The sequence below is a fragment of the Kribbella sp. VKM Ac-2569 genome, from assembly GCF_004216905.1.
Classification (GTDB): Bacteria; Actinomycetota; Actinomycetes; order Propionibacteriales; family Kribbellaceae; genus Kribbella.
This window is the reverse complement of record NZ_SGXJ01000002.1, coordinates 904,390-917,895: the sequence shown is the minus strand read 5'-3', so window position 1 is coordinate 917,895 and position 13,506 is coordinate 904,390. Positions and strand designations below refer to the sequence as shown.

Here is a 13,506-nt window from a genome sequence, read left to right as displayed (position 1 = left end):
TCAATCTGTATCGTTCTTCTAAATCGTTCTAGAAAAACGATACAGAAGACCTTGGAGGAGTGCAACAGCAATATGGGAGATGATGGCGCGCATGGGTTCGTTGCTGGAGATCATCGCGCTGCATCCGGCGGATGCGGAGGCGGCACAGGAGGGTGGGGCGGACCGGCTGGAGCTGTGCGCCTCGATGGAGGCGGACGGGTTGTGCCCGTCGGTGTCGACGGTCAGCGCGATCCGGCGGGTCACCGACCTGCCGTTGCGCGTGATGCTGCGGCTGGAGAACTCGTTCACCGCGAACGGCGCCGACCTGAACCGCCTGACCGCGACGGCACAGTCGTTCCTGTCCGCAGGTGCGGACGGCTTCGTGCTCGGGTTCCTGACCCAGGACAACCAGGTGGACGTCGAGTCGGTGTCCGCACTGGTCAGCACGTTCGCCGGTACGCCGTGGACGTTCCACCGCGCTATTGACGCAGTACTCGACCAGCAAGCTGCCTGGCGTGCCCTGCGCACCCTGCCCGGACTGGACTGCGTACTGACGGCCGGCTCGTCTATTGGTGTCAGCCACGGTCTGGACGACCTGTGCAAGCTGGCCAAGGAGGATCCCGCGGTAGCCGGCGTGATGATGGCAGGTGGCGGTCTGCAGCCCGAACACGTGCCCTGGCTGTACCAGAGCGGCGTACGTCGTTTCCACGTCGGTACGTCGGTCCGCCAGGACGGCTCGTGGACGAAGGCGTACGTGAACTCCCGTTTCGTCCGCTCCTGGCGCAACCTGCTCGACGCCCAGGACGCGCGCGAATGATCCTGATCGATCCGCCCGCCTGGCCGGCCTGGAACCGTGTCTGGTCGCACCTGGTCAGTGACGAGTCCTACGAGGAGCTCCACGCCTTCGCGAAGGCAGCCGGCGTTCCGGCCCGCGGCTTCGACCGCGACCACTACGACGTACCCAGTGACCGCTACGACGACCTGATCGCAGCCGGCGCCGTACCGGTCACCAGCCGCGAGCTCGTGCAGCGACTGATCGCTGCGGGTCTGCGACACCGAAAACGGCCCCCGACCGGTTGAGGTCGAGGGCCGTTCTTGTTCAGTCGAGCAGTTCGGTCACTGTGCCGGCGGCGACCGTGTGGCCGCCTTCGCGGACGGCGAAGCCGAGTCCGACGTCCATCGCGATCGGCTTCTCCAGCTCCACTCCGAGCTCGATCGTGTCGCCGGGCATTACCAGGGCGATCTCACCCAGGTCGATCCCGCCGGACACGTCCGTGGTCCGGAAGTAGAACTGCGGCCGGTAGTCCGCGGCGAACGGCGTGTGCCGGCCGCCCTCGGCCGTGGACAGCGCGTGCAGGTTCGCCCGGAACTTCCGGTGCGGCTGCACACTGCCCGGCAAGGCCACCACCTGGCCGCGACGGACCTCGTCGCGCTTCACGCCACGCAGCAGCACCGCCGCGTTGTCGCCCGCGTCCGCGGACTCCAGCGACTTGCCGAACGTCTCCATACCGATCGCCGTGCTGGTGACCGTCGGGCCGAGGCCTACGACCTCGACCGCGTCGCCGAGCTTCAGCGAACCGCGCTCGACCGCACCCGTGACCACTGTGCCGCGGCCGCTGATGGTGAGCACGTTCTCGATCGGCATCAGGAACGGCTCGCCCAGCTCACGGTCCGGCACCGGCACGTAGTTGTCGACCGCGTCCAGCAGCTCACCGATCGCGGCGGTCCACTGCGGGTCGCCCTCCAGCGCCTTCAGTCCGGACACGCGAACGACCGGTACGTCGTCGCCGGGGAAGTCGTACTCCGTGAGGAGCTCACGGACCTCCAGCTCGACCAGGTCGAGCAGCTCCGGGTCGTCGACGGTGTCCGCCTTGTTCAGCGCGACCACCAGGTACGGCACGCCCACCCGGCGCGCGAGCAGCACGTGCTCCCGCGTCTGCGGCATGGCGCCGTCCTGGGCGGAGACGACCAGGATCGCGGCGTCCACCTGGGCGGCGCCGGTGATCATGTTCTTCACATAGTCGGCGTGCCCGGGCATGTCCACGTGCGCGTAGTGCCGGGTCGCGGTCTCGTACTCGACGTGCGAGATGTTGATCGTGATCCCGCGCTGCATCTCCTCCGGCGCACGGTCGATGCCGTCGAAGGCGACGAAGCGGTTGACACTCGGGTCGCGCTCCGCGAGCACCTTGGTGATCGCGGCGGTCAGCGTGGTCTTGCCGTGGTCGACGTGACCCATCGTCCCGATGTTGAGGTGCGGCTTGGTCCGCACGAACTGGCTCTTGGCCATGAGAATTCCTTTGTATGTCAGAAGATTCGCTAGGAAGCCAGGACCCTCCGGGCTAGCCCTCCGCGGCTGTCACCCGCACGGAGGGGGCCGGTGAGCGACCACCCTCCTCCGCGGGTCCTGCTCAGCAGGAGGAGGGTCGGATTCGCGCGCCGGTGAAGGCTGCTGAATCGACTGACGCTGCCCACGTGGGAGCGCCCGTCAGGCCGGTGCCTGACAGGTCGAACTCGAGAACCACGCGGAACATGCTGATCACGGTAGATGTCAACGCTGCCTACAGCAACGGAAATTCCCGGGGCTCAGTTGAGGGCGAAGAGACGGGTGCCGTCGGAAAAGATCGGGCGGGCGGCGGCCACGGTGACGGCCGGCTTGTTGCAGGTGACTTCCTCGGACTTGGCCACCGACTGCGTGTTCGGGCTGGGCAGGATCGGTCGCGACTGGATGCCGGTGGTGCCGATCATCACGGGAGAACAGCTGCCGTTCGGCTGCGGCATCAGCGTGACCACACGTCCGTCCGGCAGCAGTCCGAACCCGTTCCGCGGGTACTCCGGTTGCTGCAGCCGCGGCGGCACCTGCAGCAGGTGATGCCATTGCGGTGTCCCGTCAGCAGGGCTCGACGACGACACGTCGTACGTCTGCGGCTGTCCAGGGTCGTTTCCGGTCCGGCAGGTGATCAGCACCAGTGACGCGCGCGTGGCGGCCAGTTGTGCGTCGCAGGACGAGGACCCGAGCCGTGGCCGTGGCGTGCCCGGCACGGGGGTTGTCCAGATCAGGTGGCCTTCGCCGATGTCCACGGACCACTGGTAGAGCGTTCCGCCGGCTGCGGCCGTCCAGACCAGCCCGGAGATCTCACGGGTGTCAGGTACGGCGACCAGCTCGCCGACCCACGTCGACGGGTCCAGCTCCGCGCTCAGGTCGATCCGCGCACCCAGGTCGACCTCCCACCGCTGTGCACCGGTCTTGATGTCCAGACCGCGTACGACGGCACTGTTCCCGGCGCAGGCGTCCACGACGACCGCCTGGTCGCCGACCAGCTCGCCCTGCGTCACGTTGCAGCGCACCTGTGCGCGCCAGTGCGTCGGGTTGCTCACGCCGTGCGCGACCACGTAGTTGCCTTCAGCCACGAGCAGCTGGTCGGAGTTGACGGCCAGCGCGGTCCCGTCGGTGTCGACCTCGGTCAGCACCTCACCGCTCACAGCGTTGAGTACGGCGTACGTCGGGAGCTTGATGCCCGCGGGTGCGCGGTACTCGGAGCGGGGGAGATGCGCGACGATGGTCCGGCCGTCCGCGGACACCACTAGTCCCTTGGCGCCACTGGACGCGGCGTCCTGTACGTCGGCGCGCGCGTAGCGCCAGCGGATCTGCCCCGTGGCCGCGTCGGACATGACCACGCCGTCCGATCGCAGTTCCGCGACTCCACCCGCCGTACCGGTGATGGCACCGGTCGCTGGCACCTCACGGCTCCAGGCCAGCGTCCCGTCGAGCTGCACCGGCAGCTGCGTCGGCTGGGCTGTCGTGGTCGTGCTGACCGTGTTGGCGGTCTCCAGCCGGGCCTGTACGAAAGGCTCACCAGCCGACACCACGATCCACGCCAGCAGCGCACCACACACAGCCGTCGCACCGACCCCGAGCCAGCGCGGAGGAGCCTGTGCGTACGGCGGTGCGAGCCGCAACCGTCGTGCCAGTGCCAGCAACGCGCCGGCCAGGACCAGGGCCACAGAGGCGATCAGCAGGTACGGCCAGCGCTCCGACATGGCCGCACCGGGCTGGGCGACCGGCCAGCGCCACCAGCACACGCCGATCGCGATCAGGCCGACTGCGGCGAAGACGATCGCCGGAACGGCCACGAGACGCTGCTGGGATCGCCGGAACCACGCACAGGCCAGTGCGGCAGCCGCAGCGGTACCGGCGATCGGTGCCCAGACCGGGAAGCCGCCGATGTCGGACGGGTCGGCCGGCCACTTGGCGGCAGCTCCGAGACCGCGGCCCAGCAGGACCGAGGAGGCGACGACCGCGCCGAGAGCGGCACCGAAGTAGATGACCGGGACCAGCCCGCCGATCGGCCGGGCCGCCCTAGGGCCCAGCGACCCGACCTCCCGGGTCAGGTTCTCCCTGGCCGGTCGTTCCCACTCCTCATGGCCACGAGGGGTCGCATACAACCGCGTCTCGCTCAGGCTCTTCAGGAACGACATCCGACCGCGGGCGAAATCCCGTTCGGCGACGTGCGCGTACTCCTGCCGGATCCCGGCGGCGTACTCGTCGTACCGCGCTGCCGGCAGGCTCAGGATCCGCAGGTCGGCGTCGCAGAGCACCGCACCGTTGCGGTCGTCCTCGGCGCAGTCGTGCTTCGCGGTCAGCCGGACCAGGCGGCCGATCTCCTCGACCCGCTCGGCCTCGACGCCGTACGCCGCCAGCTCGAGCTCGGCCAGCTGGGCCGAGACCTCTTCGTTCTCGCCGGGGTCGGCCTGCGGGTCGTAGATCGCATCGTGGAACCAGGCAGCCAGCCGGACCGTGTCCGGGTCGTCGGCGTATTCGGCCAGCTCGTCGACCGTCTGCAGGACCTCGGTCAGGTGTTGCTGGTCGTGATAATGGCGACGTTGCTCTGCGTAACGAGCCAGCAGATCGTCGCCCAACGGCTGCGCGTGCGGCAGCAGGCGATTCCACCGGTCGCGCAGGTCCATGGCTAAGGAGTCTGGCACCGGTAGGGAGCCTGGGCCGACCGATCCGGGGTTCCCGGATCGGTCCGTGGCCAAAGCGATATCGGCTCGTCACCTGACCGCTCCGACAGGTGCGCTCCGCAACGAATTGCAGCCGTGGAATTGCGGCCTACGTCACACTCCGGCGTGTGTCGGAGGACCTTCGGGAGAGGTTCGCTACGCGGAGTTACTAGCGCAGGGCGATGACGGTGTTCGGGCCTGAGGTGAGGACCAGGTTGCCGACGGCCCGCGGGTCCCGGCTGCAGGTGATGCCGGTGGGGAGCCTGACCTGCCGGAATCCGGCGCGGCTGACCACGTTCGCGACGCAGCCTCCTGCGCCGCGGCCCAGCGAGATGACCCGACCGTCGGCGGTCACGGTGACCTTGGTCCGTGGGCTCACCGGGGCGAAGGTCTGCCAGGCGGTCAGGCCGGTGTTCGCGTCGATCGCGGTGACGACGCTCCGACGGTTCTCCTGGCTGCTCGGCCCAGGGCAGTCGACGACGATCAGGTACTTACCGGCGGCATTCAGCAGCGTGCGGCAGGCCCAGGACTTCGGCACGTCCCAGCGCCAGCGGACGTCGCCGGTGCGCGGCTCGATCGCGGTCAGAGCGGCAGGTACGTCGGAGTCGCCGCCGGGCTCGGCCACGACCACCAGACCGGCCACCACGACCGGGCGGCGGTAGGTGTCCGCCGAGGTCCGGGTCCACAGCTTCTTGCCCGACTGGACGTCCAGTGCGGTCATCTCGTCCGGACGGTCGTCGCAGGTGTGGCTGACGAAGGTGAGCACGGTCTCGGCGGTGGCGATGGCGCCGAGCTCGGTGCAGTCGCCGGAGTCGTAGGTCCAGCGCTCGTGACCGCCTGGATCGACGCCGTGCAGCTTGCCGGAGCGTTCGCCGGTCAGGAGGGGCTGGGTCTGCAGGATGAAGCGGTCTCGCGTACCGCCGGGCCACGCGGCCTCGCGGCGACCTGTGTTCGCGTCGAGCAGCAGGTAGCCGACGTCGGCGAACTGCGCCAGTACGTAGTCGCCGTTGCCGGTTGCCGCGATCACGGGCTTCTCGTCGGAGTCGGAGCGGCTGTAGCGCCAGCGCAGCGCGCCGGTGGCCGCGTCGAGCATTTCGACCACACCGCTCGGGCGGGGCACCGCGACGCCGTACCTGGTGCCGATCGCTTCTTCCGCACCAGTGCCGGCGACGGAATCGCTGACCCACGCGACGCTGCCGTCGAGGACCGACGGGCTGGCCTTGCCTGCGTCACGCGGCGTTCCCTCGACCCGCTCGTTGGAGCTGAGTACGTAGCTGCGGGACAAGGGCTGGACGATCAGCAGCAGGATGAGGGCGACTGCTCCCGGTACGGCGAGCCAGGCGAGTTGCTGACCGAGGTTGCGCGCCGGGAGGAAGCGGGCCGTCCGCGTGCGGAGGAGTGAGGCCACGAGGGCTGCTGCTCCAGCAACCAGCAGCAGGACCAGTGCGGAGATCAGCAACGGGACGCGGAGGCCCACGCCGACAGCCACGTTCGTTCTCGGCGCTTGGGCCCAGGCGATGAGCAGTCCCGTCACGGCAATCGCCAGTACGGCGCCTGCGATGAGGCGGGCGCGCTGGCTGGCGCTACGGGCGCACCGGAACAGGACAGGTGCGCTGAAGAAGGAGAAGATGGCCAGCGCGACTGTCGGCCAGCCGGCCTCGTCTTGTGCTGCTGGTGTCTGCCAGGACGCACCGGACGCGGCGATCGCGACCACCGCGGCCGCGATGGCAGTGAAGGTAGCTGTGGCAGTTAGTGCGGCTTGTTGCCAACCGCGCCACGGGGCTGGGAGTTCACTGTCCAGTCCGGCGAGCTCTGCCTCCAGGTTGACCCGGGCGACCGGGCCCAGGCGTTGCCGCGCCAGTTGCGTGCGGTAGAGGTGTCCGTCGAGCAGTTCGCGGACTTCGTCGTACCGGTTCTCGAGTGCGGTCTTGCGGTCGCCGGCGTCACGTCGCACTTCGGCTGTGTGGACGGCGTACCGGCTGGGATCGGAGGCGAGGATGGCGTTGACCGCGTCCAGCAGTACGTCGCCGTTCGCATCGCGCCGGGGTGGCGCGTAGGCGTCCGGAGGTGGAGCGGCGAGGTCGCCGGTCAGACGGATCAGCCGGACCACCTCGGCGATGCGGATCGGCGGTACGCCGTACTGCGGGAGGAGGCGCTCGGCGAGCCGGGCCGAGGCCTCGGCGTCCTCGGACGGGGTGCCGCCCGGCTCGTGCACGGCGCGGTGGAACCAGGCGGCGAGCCGGACGCTGGTGGGGTCCGTGGAGAGCTGGATGAACGAGTCCAGCGCGGTCAGGACGATGCCGAGGTAGTGGTCGCGGTACGCGCGCCGGGTGCGTTCGACGTACCGCGCGACCAGCTCGTCCGCGAGCGAGGCAGACCCGGGCACCAGGTCGTCCCATCGCGCCCGGAGCTCCACCGCTTCAGTCTGCCAGCCGCACTTCTACAACCACCCCACGATCACCCCACCGCAACCTTGCGGTTGGCTACTGCTTCGCCGACAGGATGCCCGTGAGCAGGCCCGGGTAGAGGGCTTCGAGGTCTTCGCGGCGCAGCATGCTGATCCGGCGGGTGCCGTCGGTGTGCGTGGACAGGACGCCCGCCTCGCGCAGGGTCTTGAGGTGGTGGGCGCGCGTGGACGCCGTCACCGGCAGCTCGATCTCGCCGCAGCACACGCCGGCCGGGTTGTCGGCGAGCGCGCGGACGATCGTCAGCCGGACCGGCTCGCCCAGCGCCTGGAGAACCGCCTCGACGCGGATCTCGTCCCGCTCCGGCTGCGGGAGAACCTTAGTGGCCATGTGTCCATAGTACGACGCCTGTCGAAGTTCGACGATGATCGTAGTACGATGACGATCGAACTACTGAACCTCGACCGGAAGGTCTTCGATGTCCGCACGGATCTACCTGCTCGGCGCCGGTGCGTTCGCGGTCGGCACCAGCGCGTACGTCGTGTCCGGTGTACTGCCCGACGTCAGCTCGGAGCTGCACGTCTCGCTGACCGCAGCCGGCCAACTCGCCACCGCGTTCTCGCTGTCGTACGCGATCGGTGCGCCGATCCTGTCCACGCTGACCGGCCGGTGGGAGCGCCGTACCCTCCTGATCGCCGCACTGGTGCTGGCTGCGCTCGGCAACCTGATCGCCGCGCTGGCGGTCAACTACCCGATCCTGATCGTCGGCCGCGTCGTGGCGGCGTTCGGCGCCGCCGTCTACACACCGGCCGCCACACTGTTCGCCACCAGCCTGCTGCCACCCGAGGAACGCGGTAGAGCAGTGGCGATCGTGTTCGGCGGTCTCACGTTCGCACTGGTGCTCGGCGTACCCGCAGGCACGCTGCTGGGCCCGACACTCGGCTACAAGGGCGTGTTCGCACTCATCACCGCTGTCGCCGTACTGGTCGCCATCGTCGAGCGCGCCGCGCTCCCGAAGGTCGACGCACCTCCTGTGGTCAGCCTGCGCGAGCGCTTCGCCGGTGTGGCGGACCGACGCGTGCAGATCATCCTGGCGATGACTGTCCTTGCCGTGCTCGCCGCGTTCAGCGTGTACATCTACATCGTCCCGCTGCTCAAGCACACGGCCGGCCTCACCGGCAACGTCACCGGCCTCCTCCTGCTCCTGTACGGCGTGGGTGCGGTCATAGGCAACTTCCTCGGCGGCCGGATCACCGACCGCTTCGGCAGCCTCCGCACCCTGGTCGTCCTGATGACCGGCATCACCGCCGTCCTCGCCACACTCGACCTGACGCTGACGACCGAGGTCGGCGCCGGAGCCGCTCTGGTGGTGTGGGGCATGCTGACCTGGGCCTTCAACCCACCGATCCAGAACCTGCTGCTGGAGCTCGGCGGCGGACTGCTCATCTCCCTCAACGCGTCTGCGATCTACCTGGGCGCCGGACTGTCCGCTGTGGTCGGCGGACTGGTCATCCAGACGCTCGGCGTCGGCTACCTCCCGGTGCTGGCCTCCGCCCTGTCGCTGGTCGTGCTGGGCCTCCTCTATGCGCTCTGGAGGGACTCCTCCCTGCAGCAGGTAGAGGAGCTCGAGCGGGACGAGGACATCTACGTCACAGCAACCGCTGACTGAGGAGAACCTGCAGTAGGGCACTCTTCTGCCCATGCGTCTGCTTGCCGGTGTGCTGTTGCTCGCCACCACCCTGACGGGGTCCAACGACCCCACCGCGGTGGTCGACGGGTGGAAGACGTCACCTGTGTACGTCGAGCCGACGCAGCGATCACTGGTACCGGACAAGGACGCCGCTGAGCTGGCTGAACGAGTGAGCGGGCACGACCCGGCGATTCGCATCGCGGTCGTGCCCGCTGCCGTACTCACCACCGGTGACAAGAGCGCGGCCGCACACACGTACGTCGACCAACTCGTGGATCGGCAGCAGGCCGACGGCATCTATCTCGTCGTGTTCGGTGGCGCGATCGCCTGGGGGAGCGCGGTCGGGGTCGACACACCGATCGCGGACATCCTCACCAGCGAGCTGGACAAGCACAGCCGCTCCGACCCGGTCGGCATGCTCAACGGGGTGCTGGACCAACTCGGCGTACAGAAGGCCTCCAACGGCACACCTGGTTGGCTGTGGCCGTTGCTGATCGCCCTGGTCGTGCTGATTGCCGGTGGCCTCGCCTTCTGGTGGTGGAGGACACGATCGCGCAAGGACGAAGGTCCCGCGCTCTACAGGCCGTCGTACGACGTCTTGCCGGACGAGGTCGACTCGCTGGACGAGCGGCGCGCGACCGCGCGGGAGGACGTCACGCGGTTCGGTGAGGAACTGGATGCCGCGGACGTGCGTCTGGACGGCATGGATACGACAGCGGACGTGCAGGCGGCGATGGATGCGTACGCCGATGCGGGCCGCGTGGTCGATGGGGAACCCGACGACGACAAGCTGCGCGAAGTGCGCTCCACGGTCGAGTACGGGCGGTGGCGGCTGGCCTGTGCACAGGCGAAGGTCGCCGGAACGCCCGCACCTGCTCGCCGTGCCACCTGCTTCTTCGACCCCGGCCACGGCACCTCCGTGACGGACTGGATGTACACGCCACCTGGCGGGCGGCCCCGGGAAGTCCCGGTCTGCAATGCCTGCCGTGAGCGGCTCTCGGGAGGAGCACGATGAAACGTCTGTTCGGCGCGCTCGCCGTCATCACTCTGTGGGTCCTGCCCGCGCCACTGGCGCACGCGGCCGGCGACCCCAGCGCGTACATGAACACCGTGGCCGGTCACCTCGGCGACGCTGGTGTCTGGGTCGACCCGGACGTGTCGGAGCTGAGCCCGAGCGAGACCGCTCAGCTCGACGCGGCCGCGAAGAGCGCCGGCGCACCGATCCGGATCGCGGTGATCCCCGCGGAGAAGATCAACAAGTCGCAGAGCAAGTACTACTCGCGGCCCGCCTGGGAAGGCGAGGAGATCGCGGATCAGCTGTACGACCGCGTCGGCGTCGAGGGCGTGTACGCCGTGCTGGTCGATGCGTCGTCGCAGTCCAACGGCCGCGGGCTGCACGCCGTACAGCGTGCCGACCACGGGCCGACGTACTTCGTGGGCGATGCGGTGGACCAGGCGGTCGACTGCTGTGCGCCGGACTACGAGTCGATGCTCGAGAGGTTCATCCAGCGCGCACAGGTCGTGAACAAGCCGTTCTACGTCGACGCCGCGCCGTACGCCGGTGGCGTGGCCGGGATCATCGGGCTCTGGGTCACCATGACCGGGCTGGGTGCCCGGCGGGCCAGGCGGCAGGACGAGAAGGCCCACCTGAAGGTCGCGCAGCCGCTGCTCAACGAGGAGATCATCGCGCTCTCGCAGCAGGTCTCCGCGCTGCCGACGGTCTCTGACCCGCAGCAGTCGAAGCTGTCCAAGGACGTGCTCGACACCGTCGAGAAGGCTCGCCATCGGCTCGACCAGGCGAAGGGTGACAAGGACATTCAGGCAGTGACGACGCTGCTCGGCTCGGCCCGCTACGGTCTTCGCTGCCTGGACGCAGTGCGTGCGGGTGAGCCGATCCCGGAGCCGACCGCGCCCTGCTTCTTCGACCCGCGGCACGGTCCGAGCGTGGACCAGGTGCAGTGGAAGCCCGAGGACGGCGCTGCGCGCAACGTGGACGTCTGCGCGGCGTGCAAGCAGCGCGACGAAGCCGGCGAGAAACCCGAGATCCGGATGGTGAAGGGCTGGCAGATCGAGCGGCCGTACTGGGAGCACGCTGAGGACCTCGCGGCGTACGTCGACGGGTACTGGTCGCAGGGCGACGGTCGCGCGTGGTGGTTCCCGGACTCCGACTTCCGGCGCCGCGGCGAGGAGATGCGGTCGCGTTGGCGGTCCCGTCGACCAGGTGCGCGCTTCGGCCGGTTCAGGTCGAACGTCGGCAGCTCCGTCGGTGACTGGGCGACCTCGTCGAGCAGCGGTTCCGACGACGACGGGAGCAGCTGGTACAGCGGCTCGAGCCGCCGCAGGTCCTATTCGTCGCGGACGCGCTCCAGCGGTGGTGGGTCGTCCCGGCGCTCGTCGCGCCGGTCCGGCGGGTCACGGGGCTTCTAGAACCACAGGTAGATCTTCACTGTGCAAAACGACCAGTGACGTGACGGCACGAGTCAGACAGACGTAGAGGCGTCGGAGTCCGGTCCGCTCGTCGGCTTCACCAGAGACGATGCCGGCCGGCTCCACCAGCACCACGTGGTCGAACTCGAGTCCCTTGGCGAGAGAGGCCGGTACGACGTCCAGGTGTGCGTCCACGTCGTCTTCGTCGCCAAGGACCGAGAAAGCGATGCCCTGCAAGGCTTTCCGGGTTGCGGGGACCAGCGCGTCCGGGACGATCAGACCGATCGAGCCGAGGCGCTCTGACACCTCGTGGACCGCTGTCACCGCAGCAGCCAGGCTGTCCGGTACGCGAGTGATGGTCAGCTCACCGCGCGCTCGTCGTACCGCTGTCGGTGGTTTGAGGTGCGGAGCGATCGTCGGGAGGAGGCGGGCGGCGTACTCGATCACCTGTCCCGGGACGCGGAAGCCGGCGGTCAGCTCCTCGGTGTGCGCGCTGGTCTTGCCCAGGTGCTTCAGCGCCTCGTCCCACGATGGTGTGGCCCACGGTGTGGTGCCCTGCGCGATGTCACCGAGCACAGTCATCGAGCCGGTCGAGCAGCGTCGGCCGACCGCACGCAGCTGCATCGCGGAGAGGTCCTGTGCCTCGTCTAGCACCACGTGCCCGAGTGACGGCGTACGGTCGACCAGGTCGGCGATCTCGTCGATCAGAGTGGCGTCGGCAACGGACCACTTCGCCGCACCGGGTGACCGCGGCACCTTGTCCCAGAGCAGCAGTGCCTGCTCCTCCTCGGTGAGGATGCCGTCGGCGTACTCGGCGAGGAGCTTCGGGTCGGTGAAGAGACGGAAGAGCAGCTTCGCTGGGTCCAGAGCCGGCCAGAGCGCGTCGGCGTACTGCTTGACCGGACGGCTGCGTGCGACCGAGTCCTGCACGCGGTCGTCGGGGGAGTCACCGGCTGCCTCCATGCGCAGGAGCACGGCGTGGGCCAGGCGCTGCGGCAGCATCGCGCGGCCGGCGCCGTACCGGATGCCACGGCTCCGCAGCTCGGTGACGAGCTCCTCGGCCTGGTACGCCGCCACTCGCCAGCGATGCGCTCCGCGTGGCACTACCAGCGACTCTTCGGGCAGTTTGACGTGCGACCAGACTGCCCGGTGCAGTACTTCGGCCATGCGGGCGTCGCCCTTGAGTACGTCGACCAGCGCCGGCCCCGGACCGGCCACCTTCACGCGGGCGACCAGCTCCTCGACGGTGGTCTGCTTCGCCTCGATCTCACCCAGTGCGGGCAGGACGTCTCCGATGTACCGCAGGAAGCTCGCGTTCGGGCCCACTACGAGCACACCGGCCCGGCTGAGCTGGTCGCGGTACGCGTAGAGCAGGTACGCCGCCCTGTGCAGCCCGACCGCGGTCTTACCGGTACCAGGCGCTCCCTGCACGCAGATGGTGTCGTCGACGCCGGCCCGGACGATCACGTCCTGCTCCGGCTGGATGGTGGCGACGATGTCACGCATCGGGCCGGAACGTGGACGCTCGATCTCAGCGTCCAGGATGTCGCTGTGCTGTTCGTCCTGACCGGTCGCGGTGAGGTCCTCGTCCTCGAACGCGGTCATCTCGCCGTGCGTGAAGCCGAACCGCCGACGTACGCCGACACCCATCGGCTCGGTCTTGCTGGCCCGGTAGAACGGCACCGAGATGTCCGCACGCCAGTCCACCACCAGCGGCTCGCCCAGCGCGTCGTTCACGTGCCGGCGACCGATGTGGAAGGTCTCGTCGGTCGGCTCGAGGTAGTCCAGCCGCCCGAAGAACAGCGGCACGTCCGGGTCGTCCTCCAGTTCCTTCATCCGCCGGAAGATCGCGGCCTGCAGATACTCCTGGTTGACCCGGTCCGCGCTGTGGATCTCCAGTGCTCCGGTCTTCTCCCGCATCAGCGCCAGCGCCGTCCGGGAGGTCTTCAGGTAGTCCTTCTCGGCCTGGAGAGTGTCGGACGTATCTGAGGGCATGCTGAAACC

10 protein-coding genes are annotated in these 13,506 nt (G+C 68.9%); 5 read left to right on the top strand and 5 right to left on the bottom strand.

Annotation, left to right across the window (positions count from 1 at the left end):
- Positions 1–91 precede the first annotated feature (91 nt).
- Entirely contained in the window at positions 92–796 is a 705-nt protein-coding gene (locus EV649_RS17495) for a copper homeostasis protein CutC (RefSeq protein WP_130384497.1), read from the top strand.
- The gene (locus EV649_RS17490) at positions 793–1,059 is read left to right on the top strand and encodes a DUF4031 domain-containing protein (RefSeq protein ID WP_130384496.1); all 267 of its coding nucleotides are present in this window, start codon (positions 793–795) and stop codon (positions 1,057–1,059) included. The genes EV649_RS17495 and EV649_RS17490 overlap by 4 nt, the downstream gene beginning before the upstream one ends.
- 19 nt (positions 1,060–1,078) lie before the next feature.
- Here EV649_RS17490 and tuf read toward each other — a convergent pair whose 3' ends face one another.
- The 4 genes from tuf to EV649_RS17470 all read right to left on the bottom strand — a co-directional run bounded on the left by tuf (position 1,079) and on the right by EV649_RS17470 (position 7,775).
- The gene (gene tuf, locus EV649_RS17485) at positions 1,079–2,266 is read right to left on the bottom strand and encodes an elongation factor Tu (RefSeq protein WP_130384495.1); all 1,188 of its coding nucleotides are present in this window, start codon (positions 2,264–2,266) and stop codon (positions 1,079–1,081) included.
- Positions 2,267–2,562: 296 nt separating this feature from the next.
- Entirely contained in the window at positions 2,563–4,944 is a 2,382-nt protein-coding gene (locus EV649_RS17480; protein ID WP_130384494.1) for a PQQ-binding-like beta-propeller repeat protein, read from the bottom strand.
- A gap of 205 nt (positions 4,945–5,149) precedes the next feature.
- Positions 5,150–7,396 (bottom strand): PQQ-binding-like beta-propeller repeat protein, encoded by a 2,247-nt coding sequence (locus EV649_RS17475; protein WP_130384493.1) that lies wholly within the window; start codon positions 7,394–7,396, stop codon positions 5,150–5,152.
- Between the two features lie 67 nt (positions 7,397–7,463).
- Positions 7,464–7,775: an ArsR family transcriptional regulator gene (locus EV649_RS17470; RefSeq protein WP_130384492.1), complete on the bottom strand. Its 312-nt coding sequence runs from the start codon at positions 7,773–7,775 to the stop codon at positions 7,464–7,466.
- A gap of 88 nt (positions 7,776–7,863) precedes the next feature.
- On the opposite strand from EV649_RS17470, the gene EV649_RS17465 reads away from it, so the two are divergent.
- Genes EV649_RS17465 through EV649_RS17455 form a run of 3 tightly spaced genes read left to right on the top strand, consistent with a single transcriptional unit; the run spans position 7,864 to position 11,502 of the window.
- The gene (locus tag EV649_RS17465; protein ID WP_130384491.1) at positions 7,864–9,054 is read left to right on the top strand and encodes an MFS transporter; all 1,191 of its coding nucleotides are present in this window, start codon (positions 7,864–7,866) and stop codon (positions 9,052–9,054) included.
- A gap of 31 nt (positions 9,055–9,085) precedes the next feature.
- The gene (locus EV649_RS17460) at positions 9,086–10,090 is read left to right on the top strand and encodes a hypothetical protein (RefSeq protein ID WP_130384490.1); all 1,005 of its coding nucleotides are present in this window, start codon (positions 9,086–9,088) and stop codon (positions 10,088–10,090) included.
- A complete protein-coding gene (locus tag EV649_RS17455; RefSeq protein WP_130384489.1) occupies positions 10,087–11,502 on the top strand; it encodes a hypothetical protein in 1,416 nt (471 codons plus the stop codon). The genes EV649_RS17460 and EV649_RS17455 overlap by 4 nt, the downstream gene beginning before the upstream one ends.
- On the opposite strand, the gene EV649_RS17450 is transcribed toward EV649_RS17455, so the two are convergent.
- Positions 11,488–13,497 (bottom strand): AAA family ATPase, encoded by a 2,010-nt coding sequence (locus tag EV649_RS17450; protein WP_130384488.1) that lies wholly within the window; start codon positions 13,495–13,497, stop codon positions 11,488–11,490. The genes EV649_RS17455 and EV649_RS17450 overlap by 15 nt on opposite strands.
- Positions 13,498–13,506 lie beyond the last annotated feature (9 nt).